This window comes from Janthinobacterium sp. GW822-FHT07H11, assembly GCF_058798615.1.
Map to the genome: position 1 here is coordinate 64,746 of NZ_CM179507.1, position 20,477 is coordinate 85,222.

15 protein-coding genes are annotated in these 20,477 nt (G+C 61.7%); 9 read left to right on the forward strand and 6 right to left on the reverse strand.

Features of this window, described 5'->3' with window-relative positions; all coding sequences use genetic code 11:
• Nucleotides 1-104: 104 nt before the first annotated feature.
• The 3 genes from AC3RCJ_RS00285 (at nucleotide 105) to AC3RCJ_RS00295 (ending at nucleotide 4,459) form a co-directional block, all read left to right on the forward strand.
• Nucleotides 105-1,094, forward strand: a complete 990-nt coding sequence (locus AC3RCJ_RS00285; RefSeq protein WP_492961291.1) for a porin — start codon at nucleotides 105-107, stop codon at nucleotides 1,092-1,094.
• Nucleotides 1,095-1,215: 121 nt separating this feature from the next.
• Nucleotides 1,216-3,123: a sensor histidine kinase gene (locus AC3RCJ_RS00290; RefSeq protein WP_492961293.1), complete on the forward strand. Its 1,908-nt coding sequence runs from the start codon at nucleotides 1,216-1,218 to the stop codon at nucleotides 3,121-3,123.
• Nucleotides 3,116-4,459: a sigma-54-dependent transcriptional regulator gene (locus AC3RCJ_RS00295; RefSeq protein WP_492961295.1), complete on the forward strand. Its 1,344-nt coding sequence runs from the start codon at nucleotides 3,116-3,118 to the stop codon at nucleotides 4,457-4,459. The genes AC3RCJ_RS00290 and AC3RCJ_RS00295 overlap by 8 nt, the downstream gene beginning before the upstream one ends.
• Here the strand turns inward: AC3RCJ_RS00295 and AC3RCJ_RS00300 are convergent, their stop codons facing one another.
• On the reverse strand, nucleotides 4,460-5,197 hold the full coding sequence (locus tag AC3RCJ_RS00300; RefSeq protein ID WP_492961297.1) for a metallophosphoesterase family protein: 738 nt from the start codon (nucleotides 5,195-5,197) through the stop codon (nucleotides 4,460-4,462). It abuts the gene before it with no gap.
• 249 nt (nucleotides 5,198-5,446) lie between these two features.
• Between AC3RCJ_RS00300 and AC3RCJ_RS00305 the strand changes: the two genes are divergently transcribed.
• Entirely contained in the window at nucleotides 5,447-6,289 is an 843-nt protein-coding gene (locus tag AC3RCJ_RS00305) for a hypothetical protein (RefSeq protein ID WP_492961299.1), read from the forward strand.
• On the opposite strand, the gene AC3RCJ_RS00310 is transcribed toward AC3RCJ_RS00305, so the two are convergent.
• The gene (locus AC3RCJ_RS00310) at nucleotides 6,286-6,807 is read right to left on the reverse strand and encodes a hypothetical protein (protein ID WP_492961301.1); all 522 of its coding nucleotides are present in this window, start codon (nucleotides 6,805-6,807) and stop codon (nucleotides 6,286-6,288) included. The genes AC3RCJ_RS00305 and AC3RCJ_RS00310 overlap by 4 nt on opposite strands.
• A 252-nt stretch (nucleotides 6,808-7,059) precedes the next feature.
• Here AC3RCJ_RS00310 and AC3RCJ_RS00315 point away from each other — a divergent pair, with 252 nt between their 5' ends.
• Complete coding sequence (locus tag AC3RCJ_RS00315) at nucleotides 7,060-7,965, forward strand: ABC transporter ATP-binding protein (protein ID WP_492961303.1); 906 nt, start codon at nucleotides 7,060-7,062, stop codon at nucleotides 7,963-7,965.
• A gap of 10 nt (nucleotides 7,966-7,975) precedes the next feature.
• Nucleotides 7,976-11,557: a M1 family aminopeptidase gene (locus AC3RCJ_RS00320; RefSeq protein WP_492961305.1), complete on the forward strand. Its 3,582-nt coding sequence runs from the start codon at nucleotides 7,976-7,978 to the stop codon at nucleotides 11,555-11,557.
• 73 nt (nucleotides 11,558-11,630) lie between these two features.
• On the opposite strand, the gene AC3RCJ_RS00325 is transcribed toward AC3RCJ_RS00320, so the two are convergent.
• Nucleotides 11,631-12,410 (reverse strand): acetoin reductase, encoded by a 780-nt coding sequence (locus AC3RCJ_RS00325; protein WP_492961307.1) that lies wholly within the window; start codon nucleotides 12,408-12,410, stop codon nucleotides 11,631-11,633.
• Nucleotides 12,411-12,699: 289 nt separating this feature from the next.
• On the opposite strand from AC3RCJ_RS00325, the gene AC3RCJ_RS00330 reads away from it, so the two are divergent.
• Entirely contained in the window at nucleotides 12,700-13,116 is a 417-nt protein-coding gene (locus tag AC3RCJ_RS00330; protein WP_492961309.1) for a hypothetical protein, read from the forward strand.
• 137 nt (nucleotides 13,117-13,253) lie between these two features.
• Here AC3RCJ_RS00330 and AC3RCJ_RS00335 read toward each other — a convergent pair whose 3' ends face one another.
• Nucleotides 13,254-14,726 (reverse strand): hypothetical protein, encoded by a 1,473-nt coding sequence (locus AC3RCJ_RS00335; RefSeq protein WP_492961310.1) that lies wholly within the window; start codon nucleotides 14,724-14,726, stop codon nucleotides 13,254-13,256.
• Entirely contained in the window at nucleotides 14,710-15,468 is a 759-nt protein-coding gene (locus AC3RCJ_RS00340) for an ABC transporter ATP-binding protein (RefSeq protein WP_492961312.1), read from the reverse strand. Before AC3RCJ_RS00340 ends, AC3RCJ_RS00335 begins: the two co-directional genes overlap by 17 nt.
• A gap of 833 nt (nucleotides 15,469-16,301) precedes the next feature.
• On the opposite strand from AC3RCJ_RS00340, the gene AC3RCJ_RS00345 reads away from it, so the two are divergent.
• Complete coding sequence (locus AC3RCJ_RS00345) at nucleotides 16,302-16,517, forward strand: hypothetical protein (protein WP_492961314.1); 216 nt, start codon at nucleotides 16,302-16,304, stop codon at nucleotides 16,515-16,517.
• Between the two features lie 218 nt (nucleotides 16,518-16,735).
• Here the strand turns inward: AC3RCJ_RS00345 and ssb are convergent, their stop codons facing one another.
• Nucleotides 16,736-17,245 (reverse strand): single-stranded DNA-binding protein, encoded by a 510-nt coding sequence (gene ssb, locus AC3RCJ_RS00350; protein ID WP_034781209.1) that lies wholly within the window; start codon nucleotides 17,243-17,245, stop codon nucleotides 16,736-16,738.
• Nucleotides 17,246-17,626: 381 nt separating this feature from the next.
• On the opposite strand from ssb, the gene uvrA reads away from it, so the two are divergent.
• Nucleotides 17,627-20,476: an excinuclease ABC subunit UvrA gene (uvrA, locus tag AC3RCJ_RS00355; protein ID WP_492961316.1), complete on the forward strand. Its 2,850-nt coding sequence runs from the start codon at nucleotides 17,627-17,629 to the stop codon at nucleotides 20,474-20,476.
• Nucleotide 20,477 lies beyond the last annotated feature (1 nt).

The following is a 20,477-nucleotide window of genomic DNA, read 5'->3' on the forward strand; positions in this document are numbered from 1 at the left end:
GCCATGGCCCGCCACAAGCGGGCCATTTATTTGTTGTCCATGTTGAGTAACAAGCAGTCAGGTAGTGCGATCAGTAGTCATTCCAACTTATTAGAGAGATTTTCATGAAAAAAGTCCTGTTTACCCTGCTGACCCTTGGCGCAGCCTCCACCGGCGCCATGGCCCAATCGAGCGTGACCATGTATGGCGTGGCTGACGCCGGCCTGGTGTTCGACAAGGATGCGGCTGGAGACCGCCTGAACCGCGTCGCTTCCGGCGTCGCTTCCGGCTCGCGCATCGGCTTCAAGGGCAAGGAAGACCTGGGTGGTGGCCTGGCCGCCATTTTCGTGCTGGAAAGCGGTTTCAACATCGATACCGGCACCTCGGGCCAGGGCAACCGGCTGTTCGGCCGCCAGTCGTACGTCGGCCTGACCGGCAACGCCGGTGCCGTCACCCTGGGCCGCCAATATACGCCGTACTACCTGGCCCTGCGCGACGTGGCCGATCCGTTCGTCATCGGCCTGGCCGGCACGGCATCGAACATTATGGCGACGAATTACCGCGTCGATAATATGGTGCAATACAGCACGCCGACCTGGAGCAAGCTGTCGGCCGACCTGGCGTACGGCTTCGGCGAAGTGGCCGGCGACAATGCGAAAAACCGCAGCATGGGCGGTGCCGTGCACTACATCGACGGCCCGCTGAACGTGACCCTGACGCACCACCGCATGGAAGATTTGCAGGCGAAGCAAATGCGCAACACCCTGCTGGCCACGCGCTACGACTTTGGCGTCGTGCAAGGCAACTTCGGCTATGCCGACAACCGCGCCTTCAACGACAGCAAGAGCAACGACATCCTGGTCGGCTTCAGCGCCCCGTTCGGCGCCACCAAGCTGGTCGCGTCGTACATCCGCCATAACGACAAGAGCAACGCCAACCGTGACGCCCAGCAGTGGGCCATTGGCGCCTTCTATGCGCTGTCCAAGCGCAGCGACCTGTACACAGGTTACGGCCACATCAGCAACAAGAACGGCGCTCCCTACAAGGTTGGCAATGCCACCGACGATGGCACCGGCACCAGCGGCTTTAACCTGGGCATGCGCCACACGTTCTAAGGACGTCGAGCTGTCCGTGACATAAAAGCGTGAGCCGCCGGATGCATATCCGGCGGCTTTTTCTTTTTACGCAATATTTAAATGCGATACTGTGGGTTCTTGCAAGTTGGCAGCTGATTTTATGAATAGCAGTAGTAAACCCTCCCTTTCCTGGCGCCAGCGCCTGGCGCAACGGTCAGGCCGCGAAACGCTGGCCTGGGGCGTGGTGCTGGCCGCCTGCCTGGCGACCGTCTGGCTCGTGTATTTCTGGACCGAACGCATCGCCATCGGCAAGCTGCAGGCCAGCGGCGCGCAGCGCCTCGAGGTATATGTGAGCAGCCTGGAAAACGCGCTGGAAAAGTATGACTTCCTGCCCAAGACCCTGGAGCTGAACCGCGACGTTATCCGTTTGCTGCAGCACCCGGAAGACCCGGTATTGGTCGATACCGTCAACCATTACCTGGAGCAGATGAACGCCCAGGCGAAATCGTCGACCATTTTCATCAGCAACCTCGACGGCAACACGCGGGCCGCCAGCAACTGGCGGGGACCCGACAGCTTTATTGGCGACAATATCTCGTTCCGCCCCTATGCCCAGGATGCGCTGCGCGGCACGCCGGGCCGCTTCTATGGCGTGGGCACGACGCGGCTGGAGCCCGGCTACTTCTTTGCCCACGGCATCTACCAGAATGGCCACATGCTGGGCCTGGCAACGGTGAAGGTGAACCTGGAGTCCCTCGAAAAACGCTGGGTGCAAGGCGCCGACAAGGTCATGCTGGCCGACGAGCACGGCGTGATCTTCCTCAGTTCCATGGCGGACTGGAAATACAAGACCCTGGCGCCGCTGTCGGCCGAGATCACCGCCCTGCTCAACCGCACGCGCCAGTACTACTCCAAGCAGCTGGAACCCATCCCCTTCGTCTCTGACCGCCAGCTGGGCAATGGCGCGCGCGTGATCAGCGTGCGCGAGCACGAGCATGCCGATACGCCCCCGAAGATCAGCTCCAGCGTGATGACGCAGATCAAGCTCAAGTCGCCGCAAGGCTGGACTTTTATTTACCTGTCCGACCTGGCCCAGGCCAAGGCCAGCGCGCGCGCGGCCGCCGCCTTCTCTTGCGTGCTGATGGGCTTTTTCATGCTGCTGTTTTTCTACCTGCGCCAGCGCCGCGCCGCCGTGGCGCAAAAACTGCGCGCGCGCGAGGATCTGCAGCACGCCTACGACAACCTGGAAGCCATGGTCGAGGAACGCACCTCGGAACTCAATGCCATGACGCAAAGCCTGAGCCAGGAAATCGAGGTGCGCAGCAAGGCCGAGCAGAAACTCCACATCACGCAGAATGAACTGTTCCAGGCCGGCAAGATGGCCGTGCTGGGCCAGATGTCGGCCAGCATCACGCATGAACTGAACCAGCCGCTGACGGCGCTGCGCACCATGTCCGACAATGCCGTCATCCTGCTCGAGCGCGGGCGGCTCGACGATGCGCGGCGCAACCTGGCGAAGATCTCGCAAATTGCCGCCAGGATGGGGACCATTACCGGGCAATTGAAGATTTTTGCGCGCAAGTCGACCACCAGCCTGACCTCCGTCTCGATTCCCACGGCGATCAGCAACGCGCTGTTCCTCGTCGAGCGCCGGCTGCAGGTGGAAAATGTGCGTTTTACTTTGCAATTGCCGCCCGAAGACATTTTCGCCATGTGCGAAAGCAACCGCCTGGAACAGGTACTGGTGAACCTGTACGCCAATGCGCTCGACGCCATGAACGGCAGCGACGTGCGCAGCCTGCGCGTGTCCGTCGAATGCACGCCGGAGCACGTGCTGATCCACGTGGCCGACACCGGCCCCGGCCTGTCGACGGAAGTGTGCGAACACCTGTTCGAACCGTTCTTCACGACCAAGCCGCAGGGCCTGGGGCTGGGCCTGGGCCTGGCCATTTCCGAACAGATCACGCGCCAGTTCGGCGGCGTGCTGCGCGCCGAAAACGCCCCGGGCGGCGGCGCCGTCTTCACCATCGAACTACAGATTGCAACGCAGGAGGAAAAACATGTTTGACGGCTTGAAGGTCTTGCTGGTCGAGGACGACCCCACCGTACGCGAGGGCAGCGAGCAGGCATTGCAGCTGGCCGGCCTGGACGTGCTGGCCTTTCACTCGGCCGAGCTGGCCTATAAACTGCTGGCACCGGACTTTCCCGGCATCATCGTCAGCGACGTGCGCCTGCCCGGCATGAGCGGCCTGGAACTGCTGCAGGCGGTAAAGGAACTCGATCCCAACCTGCCCGTGATCCTCGTCACGGGCCACGGCGACATCACCATGGCCGTGCATGCGATGCGCACGGGCGCCTACGATTTCATCGAAAAACCGTATTCTTCCGACCAGCTGGTCGATGTCATCCTGCGCGCGCTGGAAACGCGCAGACTCATGCTGGAAGTGCACAGCCTGCGCCGCCAGCTCGAGGACGGCGGCGGCATCGAATCTCGCCTGCTGGGAAATTCCGCGGCGATGCGCGACATACGGCGCTTGATACTCGACGTTGCCGACGAACCGGCCGACGTGCTGATTTATGGTGACACGGGCACGGGCAAGGAAATGGTGGCGCGCTGCCTGCATGACTTCAGCCACCGCCGCAAGCACAACTTTGTCGCCGTCAACTGTGGCGCGATTCCCGAAAGCATCTTCGAGAGCGAAGTCTTCGGCCACGAACCGGGCGCATTCACGGGCGCGGCCAAGCGCCAGGTGGGCAAGATCGAGCATGCCGACCACGGCACTTTCTTCCTCGATGAAATCGAAAGCCTGCCCCTGTCGCTGCAAGTCAAGCTGCTGCGCGTGCTGCAGGAGCGCTATATCGAACGGCTGGGCTCCAACGTGGCCACGCCCGTCGACGTGCGCGTCATCGCGGCCGCCAAGCTGGACCTGGAAGAGCTGTCGCAGCAGCAGAAGTTCCGCAGCGACCTGTACTACCGCCTGAACCTGATCGTGCTGCACCTGCCGCCGCTGCGCGAACGGCGCGAAGACATTCCCATCCTGTTCGAGCATTTCGTGCTGGCCGCCGCCGCCCGCTACAACCGCGCCGCACCCATCGTCTCGAGCGCGCAGATGCGCATGCTGATGGCCCATTCCTGGCCCGGCAACGTGCGCGAACTGCGCAATATCGCCGACCGCTTCGTGCTCGGCATCGCCGGCGGCGCCTCGAGCCTGCTGGCGGGTGGCCAGGCCAGCCCCTTGTCGCTGGCGGAGCAGGTGAACGGCTTCGAACGCGCGCTGATCGAACAGGAACTGCGTGCATATGCGGGCAACGTCAGCGAAGTAAGTGCCGTGCTGGGTTTGCCGAAACAGACGCTGTATCACAAGATGCAGAAGTACAACCTGGTGGCCGAAGAGTTCCGCTAGTCAGGCTACCCGGCCCGTGCGCAGCGGCGTAACCCAGTCGGGCCGGCCGTTGGCCAGCGCCAGCCGCGCCGCCTTGTCCCAGTCATACTCCACTTCATGGAACTGCGCCGTCCAGGCGCCGTCCGTGCCCTGCTCGACGAGGGCATAGCGCGCGTGCGGCGTGCCGTTTTCCATCAGGTGCGGATAGCCGTGAGCGTCGTCATAGGCTTGCAAGCCCACGCTGCCCGGATTGACGACCAGTCGGCCATCGGCCAGGCGCACCTGGCGCGGCATGTGCGTGTGGCCGCACAGGATCAGGGCGGCGTCCGTCGTCCCTGCCCGTTCTGCCACTTCCTGCGGCGTGGCGGCGCGGCTGCCTTGCGGCGTGACGCTGTCGAGAAAATACACGAGGTCACTTTGCGGCGTGCCATGCACGAGCAGCACGTCCTTGCGCAAGCGCAAGGTGGCGGGCAGCGCCGCGATCCAGTCCAGTTGCTCGGGTAACAGTTGCGCGCGCGCAAAGGCGTCCGACGCGCCCATGCGGGCCGGATCGCCGAACAGCTGGCGTTCGTGGTTGCCGCGGATGGTGGGCAAGTCCAGCGCCATCAGGCGCGCCGCCGTTTCCCGCGGCTGCAGATGGCCCGAGACGATGTCGCCGAGGTTGACGAGCGCATCCGCGCCGCGCCGCGCGATGTCGGCCAGGACGGCCTCGAGCGCGTCGAGGTTGCCGTGGATGTCGGAAATGGCGGCGATTCTCATGCGGTGTCTCCTCCTCTTGCCCGCCATTCTGCGCGCGTCAGCCGATACAGGCAATGCGCGCACATGGATGGCGTGTTTTCTCCGCTGGCCACTGCTGACATCGGGTAGGACAAGTCCGACGGCAACTTGCGCCGTGCGGCTACGTACGCCAAAAGTAACAATTGCTACCATTTCCTCATTGCATAGCCGCATGACGCAAGCCGCCCCGACGTCGCGGCAGTTTCCATTTTTTTCTTGAGGAGTTACCCCATGTTTGCCATGTCCGTCCCCGCCCGCCTGTCCCCGCCACGGTTGCGCCACCTCGCCTTGCGCAGCGCCATGATGCTGGGCATATTGGGTGTGGCCGCCGCCACGGCGCGGGCCGAGCCGTCGCCGGCGCTGGACCGTGTCAGCGTTTCCGTGGGCGCGTTTTCCGCCGACCCGCGCATCAACATCGGCGCCGATACGCAATTTGGCCGCATCGATGCGCCGGAGTCGAAGCAAAGCCACACCACCATTCCCCGCGTCAAGGCGGACTTGCTGATCGGCGACCGCCATGGCCTGGCATTCGACTACTACCGTTACGACAAATCCTACACGCCTACCCTCAGCGGCGAAACCACCATCAATGGCCAGCCCGTCACGGGCACGGCCACGGCAAATGCCGACCTGCAACTGGACCTGGCCAAGCTGGCCTACAAATGGTGGCTGGGCAGCGGCAATGACACCTTCGGCATCGGCCTGGGCGCCGCCTACTATCACGCCAACCTGGAAGGCACGGCCACCGGCCTCGTCAACGGCGAGACGGCCAGCGCGCGCGATTCATTCAGCGAGCACGCCTTCGCGCCGCTGCTGGAAGTGGGCTGGCGCCACGCCTTCACGCCGGACTTGCGCATGTATGCGGAAGCGTCGGGCATCAAGAAAAATGGCGGCCGCATCAACGGCCACATCTATGGCGGCAATATCGGCGTCGAATGGTTTCCCTTCAAAAATGTCGGCTTTGTCGCGGACTATGGCATCTCGAAGATCAAGCTGCGCCGCGACAGCGAACGCACGGCCGACTTGAACGTGCGCCTGACGGGACCGTCCGCCTATGTGAAAGTGCGCTTTTAAGCGGATGCCGCGGCCGCCGGCTTCAGCAGATACAGCTGGAACTGCGGCAAGTCCGCATCGTCCCACGCCGCGACGCCAGCGAAAGGCAGGCGCGCAAACGCCTGCCGCCAGAAGGCCGTCGCCGCGGCATCGTCGCGGAACATCGCCACCATCCACGTCTGCGCGCTGCCCAGCAGCACCCTGCGCACCACTTCCAGCGCCACGCCCCGGCGCCGGTATTTCTTCAAGATAAAGAAGTCGCTGAACTCCTGCACCGGCACCGTCCCCGCCATGGTCGGTTCCGTGATGTAAAACCCCGCCAGTTCGCCATCGACCTCGATCCAGTGCGCCGTGTGCCCGGCCGCGTGCACATACGTGGCCAGCGAGGCGTCGCACACGTCATAGCGGCCATCGGCCGGCAGCGCCTCGCCACTCCAGCCGGAATTGTCATAGCAATACAACTGGAACAGCCGCGCCAGGGCCGTTTCCTCCCCCGCAACGATGGGGCGCAATGTGATGTTTCCGTCGGCTGCATGCATGGCTGGCTTTCACGCGCGATGGCGTTGTCAAGATTGGCGATCGTATCACGGTCGCTCATACCCGCGTGGCGGCATTTCATGCCGGCCTTTTCGCCGCTGGTCGCAAAAATATTAATTTCCTTCCAATTGGCTATATATTATTGTTTTTAAGTAACATCCGCCACGGCGGTTGCCATACGGCGATCCCCTTGTACAGACCGGCAGACAGGTATCTGCCGGCTTTTCATTCCCAAGCTCAGGAGAGTGCTGCCCATGCTATCGATCAAACAGCTGAACAAGACCTATGCCAATGGCGTCAAGGCCATCAATAACGTCAGCCTGGAGATCCCCAACGGGATGTTCGGCTTGCTGGGGCCGAATGGCGCGGGCAAGTCCTCGCTGATGCGCACGATTGCGACCTTGCAAGACCCCGATAGCGGCAGCATCGATTTTGACGGTCTCGACGTTCTCAGGGACAAGGAAGGCTTGCGCCGCCAGCTCGGCTATCTGCCGCAGGATTTCGGCGTGTACCCGAAAGTCAGCGCGGAAACCCTGCTCAACCACTTTGCCGTCTTGAAAGGCCTGACGGAGAAGGGGCCGCGCAAGGAAGCCGTGGAAGCCTTGCTGCAGCAGACCAATCTATGGGAAGCGCGCAAGCGCAACCTGGGCACGTATTCGGGCGGCATGCGCCAGCGCTTCGGCATCGCCCAGGCGCTGCTGGGCGCACCGCGCCTGGTGATCGTCGACGAACCGACGGCGGGCCTGGACCCGGACGAGCGCAACCGCTTCCTGAACCTGCTGGCGAAGATCGGCGAGCAGGTGGTGGTGATCCTGTCGACCCACATCGTCGACGACGTGACGGACCTGTGCCCGCGCATGGCCATGATCGTCAAGGGCGAGGTGCTGGTGCAGGGCGAACCGCAGGCGGCCATCGACACCCTGCTCGGCAAGGTCTGGCGCCGCAGCGTCAGCATGGACGAGCTGGCGCAGTACCAGCAGTCGCACAATGTGCTGTCGACGCGCCTGGTGGGTGGCAAGCCGCAAATCAATGTGTATGCCGACAGCCAGCCCGACAGCTGCTTCGTGCAGATCGCGCCCGACCTGGAAGACGTGTACTTCCTGCATGTGCGCAACGCCGCCCGCCATGGCGCCGCGGCACCGCTTGCCGTTGCAGCGTAAGGGGCACGCCATGTGGAAGGAGTTCTTCAAGTTTGACGTGGTCTACCAGCTGAAACAGCCGCTGCTGTGGGTATTCGCCATCATCATGGCCCTGATGGCCTTTGGCGCCACCACCAGCGATTCCGTGCAGATCGGCGGCGCCATCGGCAACATCAACCGCAATGCGCCCACCGTGGTGGCGCAGATGCTGGGCATCTTCAGCCTGCTGTCGATGTTTCTCGTCACCGTCTTCATCGCCGGCGCCGTGCTGCGCGACAGCGAATTCGGCATGGCCGACATGCTGTTCGCCACCCCCATGCGCAAGCGCGATTACCTGTTCGGGCGCTTCGCCGCCGGCTTCATCGCCTGCCTGGCGATCTTTGCCTGCATCGCCCTTGGCACCATGCTCGGCCCCATCATGCCGTGGGTCGATGCGCAGCGCGTGGGACCGTTTTCGCTGCACACCTATGCGTGGAGCTTCGCCGTCATGGTGATCCCCAACATGCTCTTCATCGGCGCCCTGCTGATGCTGCTGGCGGCCACCACGCGCTCGATGATGCTCGTGTACGTCGGCGTGCTGGGTTTCTTCCTGCTGTGGGCCATGGCCGGCGTGTTTACGCGCGACATCAACAATGAATGGGTGGCCGTGCTGCTCGACCCCTTCGGCGTGCGCGCGTTTGGCCGCATGACGCGTTATTTCACATCCGTCGAAGCGAATGCCAGCCTGCCGCCATTGTCCGGCTTCCTGCTGGCCAACCGCCTGTTATGGCTGGGCATCACGGCGCTGCTGTTCGCCGCCACCGTCATCCTGTTCAAGCCGCAACGCACGGGCACGGGCAAGCGCCTGTTCGGCAAGAACAAGGTGCAGGCATCCGCCCCCGCCGTCATGGCGCCGCTGCAACTGCCGCGCCGCGTTCCCGCTTTTACGCCGGCAACCGCCTGGCGCCAATGCTGGCAGATCCTGCGCTTCGATGCCGCCAGCGTCTTCAGGAGCGTGCCGTTCATGGTGATGCTGCTGTTCGGCATGATGAACCTGGTCGCCGGCGCCAGCGTGGCCGACAAGATGTTCGGCACGGCCGTGTATCCGGTGACGCACCTGATGCTGCAGCACATCAGCAACAGCTTCAGCTTCCTGCTGATTATCATCGTGACGTTTTATGCGGGCGAACTGATCTTCAAGGAGCGGCAAGTCAAGATCGCCGATGTCAGCGATGCCATGCCCGTGCCGGACTGGGTTCCCCTGCTGGCCAAGTGCACGGCCCTGGTCGGCGTGATCGCCGGCTACCTGCTGGCGGGCGTCCTCACGGCCATCGGTTTCCAGCTGTTCAAGGGAGGCGCGCCGGTGGAACTGGCGCTGTACCTGCAGGGCAGCTTGCTGGGCGCCCTCTTCTTCGTGCTGATGGGCTTGTGCGCGCTCACCCTGCAAGTGCTGTCGAACAATAAATTCATCGGCTACCTGCTGGTGATCGTGCTGATGGTGGCGCAGGGCGTGCTCGGCATGCTGGACTTCGAGCATAGGCTGTACAACTTCGCCAGCATGCCGACCATCCAGTATTCGGACATGAACGGTTATGGCCACTTCCTGACGGGCTGGTCCTGGTATGCGCTGTACTGGAGCCTGTTTACCGTGGCGCTGGTGATGCTGGCGCGCGCTTTCTGGGTACGCGGCCTGTGCGCCGACTGGCGCGCGCGCCTGCGCTTGGCGGGCCAGCGCCTGCAAGGCAGCGCGGGCGCCGCGCTGGCCGTGGTCCTGCTGGGCTGGATGGGCACGGGCGGCTGGATCTTCTACAACACGAATGTGCTGAACCGGTACGAAACCTCGGACGCGGGCATGGACAAGCAGGCGCGATACGAAAAACAGTATCGCCAGTACCAGAACTTGCCACAGTTGAAGATCACCGACATCCAGGCCAATGTGGATATTTATCCTGAGCAAAGGAAGGTGTTGATCAAAGGCCACTATGTGCTGCAAAACAAGACCACGCAAGCGCTCGACACCCTGCGCATCCAGCTCGACCCCGAGCTGGAGACGCACTGGTTGAACTTGCCGGCGCACAAGGTCGAACTGGACGACAAGGAACTCGGCTTCAGCATCCTCAAGCTGGCCCAGCCCCTGGCGCCGGGCGCTACCTTGCCGCTGGACTTCACGGTGGCCGTCACGCATGCGGGCTTTAGCAACAGCGGCAAGCCTGACCAGGTCAACCTGAACGGCAGCTTCTTCAACAACCATGCCTTCTTCCCCCACTTCGGCTATGCGAAGGAGATGGAGTTGCTGGACCGCAATGAGCGCCGCAAGCGGGGCCTGGGCGAACCGCAGCGCATGGCCAAGCGGGAAGACACCGCCGCCTATGGCAACACCGTCTTTGGCGCGGAGGCGGACTGGATCAATTTCGACACCACCGTTTCCACCAGTGGCGGGCAGATCGCCCTGGCGCCCGGCTACCTGCAGAAAAGCTGGGAACACGATGGCCGCCGCTATTACCGCTACAAGATGGACCAGCCGATGATGCCGTTCTTCGCCTACCTGTCGGCCCGCTGGGAAGTGAAGAAGGGCGAATGGCACGGCGTGCCGATCGAGATCTATTTCGACAGGAAGCACGGCTACAACACGGATCGCATGATTACCTCCGTGCAAAAATCGCTCGACTATTACACCACGCAATTCACGCCCTACCAGCACAAGCAGGTGCGCATCCTGGAATTCCCCGCCTACGCCAGCTTTGCCCAGTCGTTCGCCAATACCATTCCGTATTCGGAAGGCATAGGCTTCATCGCCGACCTGCGCGACAAGGAAGACATCGATTACGTGTTTTACGTCACGGCGCATGAAATGGCGCACCAGTGGTGGGGCCACCAGGTGATCGGCGCCAACGTGCAGGGCGCCACCATGCTGATGGAGTCGCTGTCGCAATACTCGGCCCTGATGGTGATGGAAAAAGCGTATGGCCGCGACAAGATGCGCCGCTTCCTGCGCTATGAACTGGACCGCTACCTGAGCGGGCGCGGCGGTGAAGCCATCGAGGAACTGCCGCTGGCGCGCGTGGAAGGACAGCAATACATCCACTACCGCAAGGGCAGCCTGGTGTTCTACCGCCTGCGCGACGAGATCGGCGAGGAAGCGCTGAACCGTGCCCTGAAACGCTATCTGCAGGACAAGGGCTACCAGCAGGCGCCGTTCACCACCACGCTTGAATTGCTGGCGTATATCCGCGCCGAAGCGCCGCAGGACAAGCAGGCCCTGATCACGGACCTGTTCGAGAAGATCGTCTTCTACGACAACCGCGTGACGCAAGCGTCGGCCGTCAAGCGCCCGGATGGCCAGTGGGATGTCAGCATGACATTGCACCTGGCCAAGCTGGAGTCCGACGGCAAGGGCAAGGAAAGCGCGCGCGTCTATGACGAGCCGGTGGAAATCGCCATCTTCGCGCGTGCCCCGGGGGCCAAGGAAAAGGACGAGAAAGTCTTGTTCACGGACAAGCGCGTCCTGTCCGGCAGCGACCCGGTCATCACGATCACGGTGAAGGAAAAACCATTTGAAGTGGGCGTCGATCCCTACAACAAGATGATCGACCGGGTCTCGCGCGACAACCGCAAGGAAGTCAGCTTCAATTAAACCTTGATCCAACGCAAACAGGCCGCGCTATCACCGATGGCGCGGCCTGTTTTTTTTATGCCCGATCAATCCCTCAACGGTACACGAGCCCACCATCGATCAGCGGCGCCTGGCCCGTCATATAGTCCGCGTCCGGCCCCGCCAGGAAAGAGACCAGCCCCGCCACGTCTTCCGGCGTCTCGGCGCGTCCCAGCGCGATGCCATCCACGTATTTTTGATACGTCGCGCCCAGCTCGGCGCCAGTCAGTTCAGCCATGCGCTTGTCGATCTCGACCCACATGTCGGTACCGACGACACCGGGGCAATACGCGTTGACCGTGATGCCATCGGCCGCCAGTTCCTTGGCCGCCGCCTGCGTCAGCGCGCGTACGGCAAACTTGGTGGCCGAATACACGCCCAGCAGGGCGAAGCCGTCATGCCCGGCGATGGAACAGGCATTGATGATCTTGCCCTTCTGCCGGCGCGCCTTGAACATCTTGGCGGCCGCCTGGATGCCCCACAAGGTACCCTGCACATTGATGCGCATGATGCGGTCGACCTCGTCTGGCGTCACCTCGAGCAGCGGCTGCACTTGCGCGATGCCGGCATTGTTGACGATGATGTCGAAGCCATTCAATTCCTTTTCGGCAAATGCCACCGCCGCGCTGACCTGCTCCAGCTGCGACACGTCGGCGATGAAGGTGACGGCGCGGCGGCCCAGCGCGCGCACTTCGGCGGCCGCCGCGTCCAGCTTGTCCTGGTTCAGATCGACCAGCGCGATATCGGCGCCATCCTTGGCCAGGCGCAAGGCGATGGCCTTGCCGATGCCTTGCGCGGCACCCGTGACCAGCGCGACTTTTCCGGAAATACCCATTCTGCGTTCCTTTCAGTACAGGGAGAAGAGCTGCAAAACCGGCGGGGCGCAACGGCGCCCGCGGCCGGTTCCACATCGAAGAGACGCTTCAGCCTACCTGAAAATGCGATTTCGCCGCATCATGAAGCGTGCGCACCCCGCAAAAAGCACGCAGGTCAAGAAAAATCAAGGAAGCCGCCCGGACGAGGCGCCGGCAGCCCGGGCGTACGGGCAAAACGCGGCGACTGGCGTAAGATGCAAGGCATTGCCATCGGCCATATTTGATTCAAGCGTCAGGAGGAAACACCGCATGCCACCTTATCCACTACCCATCCGCGCCAGCCTGCTGCTGGCGGCGCTCGTCTTCACCACGCCCGCCTGGAGTACTGACGCTGTCCACAAAGAAAGCGTGCAACTGGCGGCGGGCAGCACCGCGCGCAGCGTGAAAGGCAAGATCAAGGGCTATGCCACGGCCGAATACACGCTGACGGGCAAGGCCGGCCAGAACCTCAGCGTCAAGCTGAAGAGCAAGCAGCCATCAAATTACTTCAACATCCGCCAGGCAGGCCAGGAAGAAGCGCTGTTCGTCGGCTCGTCTGGCGGCAACAGCTACCAGGCAAGACTGCCGGCCGATGGCGAGTACACGGTGCAGGTCTACCTGATGCGCAACGCGGCGCGCAGGAATGCGGTGGCCAGCTACACGCTCGATATCGGCCTGCGCGATTAGCTGCGGCCAGCGCGTGCGGAAGCAAGGTGGCAGGCGACGGTGTGGCCGCCGCCTGCGCTGTGCCGGAAAATAGTCGGGCATGCGGATGCTGGCAAGTGCCCCCTGTCGGCATGACAGCATGTGACAAGGGTCCTGGATCATCCAAGGATCGCATGGGCGATCACCAGCAGGAGCACCCACACGGCGTTGCTCAGCACTTCCCACAGTGAAGTCACCATTGGCGGGGCCGAAGCGCGGTCCTGCCTGTTTGAGGCCATTGCGCGCGTTCGGTTGAGACGGTTGGCAGAGCCGCATGCGCCGGCCACGGCGATGGCTGTCAATATCCCCAGCGTCGGATCGGCGGTGCCCAGCCACAGCGCTGCAGGCATGCTCAGTAACAACGCCGGTAGCAGGGCCGCCCGGCGCTTGGCAGCACCGATCATGGCTGGCGCCGTCGGCGACGATGCGAGCACATCCCACGCCTGTTCGCCGGACTCAATCAGGCGCGTCAGGGTGCCGGCCAATGCCGCAGTGGCATACACAATGAGGGCGGCAATCACGACGGGGCGAAGGCTGTCGGTGCCGGCCGCCACAAAGACCACGACCAGCCAGGCTGACTTGGCGGCTAGTTGGCTCCACAACATGGGCTGGCGCAAAATAAGCAGCCACTCTTTGCACAACAACAACTTGCCCGTGCTGTGGCCGAAGCGCAGGCTGATCCCGAACCCGAGGCCGGGCCTTCGGCGCGACGCACTGCGTCCCCGCTGCAGGGTGTGCAGGAAGCGGTGCTGGAGCAGCATGGTGGCAACATGTGCCAGCCCGAGCGCGGCAAGACAAAACAGCATCAGGGCGAGCGGGCTGCCCTGCAGCGCTTGCACTGGCAGCCAGAGCGGGCTGGACGCTCCAAGCATGGCGCCGTCCTCCAGCAGCTTGCCTAACGTGGTCTCGATGCCGGCGGGGATAACATCCTGTAATTTGGGCATCAGATACAGTCCCACCACCACGACAGTACCCGGTACCTGCGCAACAATGGCGGTGCGGCGTGGCCCGATCAGTCGGGCGAGCTCGATGGTGATCATCATGCCGCAACTAGCTGCGATAGTGGCCATCGCAAGCAGTGCCGGATACAGTGCCAGCAAGCGTGGCCGCCCAGTCAACAGACCGATATGAATTATCGGGCTCACCAGGAACAGTACCAGCAGCAGCGTGCCCAGGACCACGCCGCCCAGGCGCGCGCGCAGGAGGGTGACGCCAGGCACGGGAGCGCACAGCAGGAGATCAAGGTCATTGCGGGCATACATCACATGTACGCAACGTATCATCGCGGCCGACAGCATCAGGATGAACAGCACGGCAGCGGCTGCACCGTCGAGATGAAGTTGTCCGATACTCTCCGTTGGGCGCCAGTATGGCAGGCTCGGTAGCGCGCTCCATGCAACCACATGCAGTACCAGGTACACCGTTGCCAGCCACCCCAGAATGGCCACAGGCAGCGCACGCCGCTCGGGGGCGCGTTGCAGGGCGCGGCCGACGGCCGTAGCCGAGTCAGCGACAAACAAGCGCAGTTCGTGTCGCATCAGCCAGGGCGCCCCTCCCGGGCGCAGCGAGCATACCTCAGACGGCGGTTTCATGACTGCTCTCCGTCAGGCGCAGGAACACATCTTCTAGCGAGGCATCGTGCTGCTGCGCCTGGGTCCGCAATTGCTCAAGACTGCCCTCGCCGATAAGGCGACCGTGTTGCAGAATGCCGATACGGTCGGCCATGCGCTCCGCCACCTCGAGAATATGCGTGGTCATGACGACGGTGCCGCCGCTCGCGGTATGGCGCTGTAACAGGTCCTTGACCTGGCGCGCGGCGTGGGCATCGAGTCCGGTGAGCGGCTCGTCCAGAACAATCAGCTCGGGTTGGTGAATCAGCGCGCCGGCGAGCGCCAATTTCTGTTTCATGCCGCGGGAATAGCTTTCAGTCAACTCGTGTGCGTGGGGGGCGAGCCCAAGCAGAGCCAATAAACCATCCGCAGCAGCGGCCGCGGGGGCGGCGGGCATATGCCATAGACCAGCCATAAAGACCAGATATTCCAGCGCGGTGAGCTTGCCATACAGCAAAGGTTCATCGGGCAAATAGGCCAGCGGCCGTTTCGCCGCCTCTGGCTGGGCGTGCAAATCGACCCCGAAGATATGCACACTGCCGGCATCGGGCATTAGCAGTCCGGTGGCCATGCGCAGGGTGGTGGTCTTGCCTGCGCCGTTAGCGCCCAGCAGCGCGTAGATTTCCCCGCGCCGCACGTCAAGATCCAGCGCATCCACTACGGGCCGATCAAATCTTTTGCTGAGCCCGCGCAATGCGAGGGCATGGCTACTAAAGGCGGACATATTTTTCTCCAGAAAAGGACGTTCTTATTCGTGCGGGAAGCTTGGGTGCAGCCGTCATCCCGGACTTCGGCAGTTAACGGCATCAGCATCACCCTGTTTGCGGACCATGTTTTTGATAGGGATAGGCATCGTGATGCAGCCTGATGCGTTGACCGCAGGCAAGGCTGCCGCCGTCATGAGCGGGACAAGACATGAGCACTGCGTTCGCCAGGCCGGACGCTGGCGTTCCAGTGATGCCGGCGGCCGCAACATTGCTAGCGACAGTGGCGTAGGCGACAAGCAACAATAGCGCCTGTGCCATGCCCGTGCTGGCAACGCTGATCGCCCGGCCTGATATGGCATGCCATACGCGATTCACCAAGTCGCCGGCGCCATTCCCCGACTAGACTTCAGCGTAAAAAGGGTTTTCCGTGACGGCTGCCATTTTTAAAACTGCTTATTATTACTTTGCGCCTGTCGCGGCATAAAGTACCTGAATGGCTTGCTATCCAATAATGCTTCCAGCCTTCAATGAAAGTCGCGCCGCTTAATCAGCAAGCCGGATGAGCAGTCATAAAAAAGTGAAGTTTTTTGATATTATTTACGCCAACTGTTGATTGTATATTAATGGCATTTCCATACAGTAACAAGTAAGTTTTTTTAATAACGATATGACTTTTTTACCTTGTTCTTTCGATTCAATGCGCGAACTGCAGCCTTGATGCTGCCATCGATAGAATGGCGGTTTTCCGGCCATTGAATTCATGCGCTGTTTTTATCCACATCTACAGTATTGGCGCAGGGATTTTCTATGGAGTGTGCGGCAATACCGGCAAGCAGCCGCGGCGCCTGCAATGCTGTCAGGCCATTGCGCCATCGCAGGTGGAGAATGGAGGGTGAATACCTTTTATCGCGCCGATTATCTTTGTCGTAACCATGCGGCGCTCTTTTCTGTTGTCTGCCAATCGCAGCAGATCAACATCATGTCCCGACTTCGTTTCACGTCACATGGCATGGGGCTGTGCTCGTTCCGCAAGGCAGATACCGTCATCAGCGAACATGGCGAATAAAAACCGACGAGCTCTCATCGCCGGATCGGGAACAGATGCTTTGTCTGCCTTTGAGCGCATCCATTGTTGACGCATGATTACGCAGGAAAATATCAGCTTGTATATATCAGCTTGTATGCATGCTCGGGCAGTTGTCAAAAAATGGGGCAAACAACAAAAAAGCCCTGCTAGATCAATGATCTACAGGGCTTAGTTTACACATTAGCGACTACTCGATCTCAGAACGGAATATCGTCATCCATGTCCGAGAAGTTCGGTGCTGGCTTCGGTGCCGGGCGTGGTGCCGGTGCCGGAGCTGGACGCGGGGCCGGTGCCTGGCGCGGGGCCGGGGCTTCGTAGCCGCCACCGCCACCGTAGCTGTCATCGCCACCGCCGGCGTCGCCGCCCATGCCGGAACGGCCGCCCAGCATTTGCATCTGTTCCGCGATGATGTCGGTGGCATACTTCTCGACGCCGTCCTTGTCCGTGTATTTACGGGTTTGCAGACGGCCTTCGACGTAGACCGACGAACCTTTTTTCAGGTATTGACCGACGATTTCGGCCAGGCGGCCGAAGAACGAAATGCGGTGCCACTCTGTCAATTCTTTTTGCTCGCCCGTGTTGCGGTCCTTCGATTTGTACGAAGTGGCCACGGCGATGTTGGCGATCGCGTCGCCGCTAGGCATGTAGCGGATTTCCGGGTCACGGCCCAGATTGCCGACGATGATGACTTTGTTGACTGATGCCATGAATAACTCCTGATGAACGGCTGCGGGAGCCGGAACTCGCGCGCATGAGATTTTTTACCAAACGAGGATTATAAGCGACCAGGCGGTGCAAAGCATCCGCTTTCTGGCCGACGCCATCTACCGTGCGGCACCCTGTTTTTTTCACGGCAGGTGAAAACAAGAAACTTGAATACTGGTATTATATACAGTGTCTAAACTTCTGCACGCATCTGTATCAAGCTTTGTCAGGGCACGCCCGCCTGGCGGTGCCATCCGCCCTCGGCCGCCACAGGCATGCAGATCCAAACCCGGCTATAGTAACAGGTTGACCCGTCGTGGCTGCCCATCCGCGCTCAGCCGCAATGCGCCGGCCGCACCACTCACTGAAAGCAAGGCAATCACATGGAACAGATCCGCATTCGCGGCGCTCGCACGCATAACCTCAAGAATATCAATCTCGATTTGCCGCGCAATAAGCTGATCGTGATTACCGGCCTGTCCGGCTCCGGCAAGTCCTCGCTGGCCTTCGACACCCTGTACGCGGAAGGCCAGCGCCGCTATGTCGAATCGCTGTCGGCCTACGCGCGCCAGTTCCTGCAACTGATGGAAAAGCCGGACGTCGACCTGATCGAAGGCTTATCGCCGGCCATCTCCATCGAACAGAAGGCAACCTCGCACAACCCGCGCTCGACCGTGGGCACCGTAACGGAAATCCACGACTACCTGCGCCTGCTGTATGCGCGCGTGGGCACGCCCTACTGCCCCGACCACCCGGAAAACGCTCTGGCCGCCCAGTCCGTGTCACAAATGGTCGATGCCGTGCTGGCCATGCCGGAAGACACCAAGCTGATGATACTGGCGCCCGTCGTCGCCAACCGCAAGGGCGAACACGTGGACCTGTTCGAGCAGATGCAGGCGCAGGGCTTCGTGCGCTTTCGCGTGCAGAGTGGCACGCATGCGGCCAAGATCTATGAAGTCGATGACCTCCCGAAATTAAAGAAAACGGAAAAGCACACGATCGACGTCGTCATCGACCGGGTCAAGGTGAACCAGGAGATCAAGCAGCGCCTGGCGGAAAGTTTCGAGACGGCCCTGCGCCTGGCCGACGGCCGCGCCATCGCCTACGAAATGGATACCGCCCAGGAACATGTGTACTCCAACAAGTTCGCCTGCAATGTGTGTGGCTATTCCCTGCAGGAACTGGAACCGCGTCTGTTCTCGTTCAACAACCCCATGGGCGCCTGCCCGGAATGCGACGGCCTCGGACACATTGAATTCTTTGACCCGAAACGCATCGTCGCGTTCCCGAACCTGTCGCTGGCCTCGGGTGCCGTCAAGGGCTGGGACCGCCGCAACCAGTTTTACTTCCAGATGCTGTCGAATTTGGCCGCCTACTACGAGTTCGACCTGGACATGCCGTTCGAACAGCTGGCACTGAATGCCCAGCAAGCCGTGCTGTACGGTTCCGGCAAGCAAGTGATTCCGTTCAGCTATGTCAATGAGCGGGGCCGCACCGTCATCAAGGAACACACGTTCGAAGGCGTGGTCAACAATCTGCAGCGCCGCTACCGCGAGACGGACTCGATGGCCGTCAAGGAAGAACTGGCCAAGTTCATCAATGAAAAATGCTGCCCGTCCTGCGATGGCGCGCGCCTGCGCGTGGAAGCGCGCTTCGTCAAGGTGGGCACCGGCAAGCAGCAGCGCGCCATCTATGAAGTGGCGGGCAAACCGCTGCGCGAGACGCTGGAATTCTTTGAAAAGCTGAAACTGACGGGCGCCAAGAAAGAGATCGCCGACAGGGTCGTCAAGGAAATCATTTCGCGCCTGAAATTCCTCAACAATGTGGGCCTCGACTACCTGTCGCTGGACCGCAGCGCCGACACCCTGTCCGGCGGCGAAGCACAGCGCATCCGGCTGGCGTCGCAAATCGGTTCCGGTTTGACGGGCGTCATGTATGTGCTCGATGAACCGTCGATCGGCTTGCATCAGCGCGATAATGACCGCCTGATCGAAACCTTGAAACACTTGCGCGACATCGGCAACAGCGTGCTGGTGGTCGAGCATGATGAAGACGCGATCCGCACGGCCGACTACATTGTCGACATGGGCATCGGCGCGGGCGTGCACGGTGGCGAAATCATCGCCGAAGGCACCTTGTCCGACATTCTCAAGAACAAGAAATCGCTGACGGCGCAATACCTGAACGGCAAGCTGAAGATCGCCGTGCCGGCCAAGCGCCACGCCAGCAATCCGGAAAAGCAGCTGGTGATTACTGGCGCGACGGGCAACAACCTGAAAAAGGTATCGCTGAGCTTGCCGGTGGGCCTGATGACCTGCGTCACTGGCGTATCCGGCTCGGGCAAATCGTCGCTGGTCAACGATACTTTATATCCTGCCCTGTCGCGCCATCTGTACGGCTCGCAGACGGAACCGGCGCCGCACGAATCGATCAGCGGCCTGGAACATTTCGACAAGGTCATTTCCGTCGATCAGGCGCCGATCGGCCGCACGCCGCGCTCGAATCCCGCCACGTACACGGGCTTGTTTACGCCGATCCGCGACCTGTTCTCCACCGTGCCGACGGCCAAGGAGCGCGGTTACAGCGCGGGCCGCTTCTCGTTCAACGTCAAGGGCGGCCGCTGCGAAGCGTGCCAGGGCGATGGCGTGATCAAGGTCGAGATGCATTTCCTGCCCGACGTCTACGTGCCGTGCGACGTGTGCCACGGCAAGCGCTACAACCGCGAAACGCTGGAAGTGCAATACAAGGGCAAGAACATCACGGAAGTGCTGGGCATGACGGTGGAAGAGGCGCATGTATTCTTCAAGCCCGTGCCCTTGATCGCGCGCAAGCTGCAAACCCTGCTCGACGTGGGCCTCGGCTACATCAAGCTGGGCCAGAGCGCCACCACCTTGTCCGGCGGCGAAGCGCAGCGCGTAAAACTGTCGCTGGAACTGTCCAAGCGCGACACGGGCCGCACCCTGTACATCCTCGATGAACCGACGACGGGCTTGCACTTCCACGACATCGACTTGCTGCTGAAAGTCATGCACCGCCTGCGCGACCAGGGCAACACCCTCGTCATCATCGAGCACAACCTGGACGTCATCAAGACGGCCGACTGGATCGTCGACCTGGGTCCGGAAGGGGGCGCCGGCGGCGGCCAGATCATCGCCACGGGCACGCCGGAAGACGTGGCCATCAACCCTGCCAGCGTGACGGGGAAATACCTGGGGCCGTTGCTCAAGCAGTAAC

Coding starts and splice junctions, on each gene's coding strand:
- AC3RCJ_RS00285 (WP_492961291.1), top strand. CDS start 105: ATGAAAAAAGTCCTGTTTACCCTGCTGACCCTTGGCGCAGCCTCCACC.
- AC3RCJ_RS00290 (WP_492961293.1), top strand. CDS start 1,216: ATGAATAGCAGTAGTAAACCCTCCCTTTCCTGGCGCCAGCGCCTGGCG.
- AC3RCJ_RS00295 (WP_492961295.1), top strand. CDS start 3,116: ATGTTTGACGGCTTGAAGGTCTTGCTGGTCGAGGACGACCCCACCGTA.
- AC3RCJ_RS00300 (WP_492961297.1), bottom strand. CDS start 5,197: ATGAGAATCGCCGCCATTTCCGACATCCACGGCAACCTCGACGCGCTC.
- AC3RCJ_RS00305 (WP_492961299.1), top strand. CDS start 5,447: ATGTTTGCCATGTCCGTCCCCGCCCGCCTGTCCCCGCCACGGTTGCGC.
- AC3RCJ_RS00310 (WP_492961301.1), bottom strand. CDS start 6,807: ATGCATGCAGCCGACGGAAACATCACATTGCGCCCCATCGTTGCGGGG.
- AC3RCJ_RS00315 (WP_492961303.1), top strand. CDS start 7,060: ATGCTATCGATCAAACAGCTGAACAAGACCTATGCCAATGGCGTCAAG.
- AC3RCJ_RS00320 (WP_492961305.1), top strand. CDS start 7,976: ATGTGGAAGGAGTTCTTCAAGTTTGACGTGGTCTACCAGCTGAAACAG.
- AC3RCJ_RS00325 (WP_492961307.1), bottom strand. CDS start 12,410: ATGGGTATTTCCGGAAAAGTCGCGCTGGTCACGGGTGCCGCGCAAGGC.
- AC3RCJ_RS00330 (WP_492961309.1), top strand. CDS start 12,700: ATGCCACCTTATCCACTACCCATCCGCGCCAGCCTGCTGCTGGCGGCG.
- AC3RCJ_RS00335 (WP_492961310.1), bottom strand. CDS start 14,726: ATGAAACCGCCGTCTGAGGTATGCTCGCTGCGCCCGGGAGGGGCGCCC.
- AC3RCJ_RS00340 (WP_492961312.1), bottom strand. CDS start 15,468: ATGTCCGCCTTTAGTAGCCATGCCCTCGCATTGCGCGGGCTCAGCAAA.
- AC3RCJ_RS00345 (WP_492961314.1), top strand. CDS start 16,302: ATGCTGTCAGGCCATTGCGCCATCGCAGGTGGAGAATGGAGGGTGAAT.
- ssb (WP_034781209.1), bottom strand. CDS start 17,245: ATGGCATCAGTCAACAAAGTCATCATCGTCGGCAATCTGGGCCGTGAC.
- uvrA (WP_492961316.1), top strand. CDS start 17,627: ATGGAACAGATCCGCATTCGCGGCGCTCGCACGCATAACCTCAAGAAT.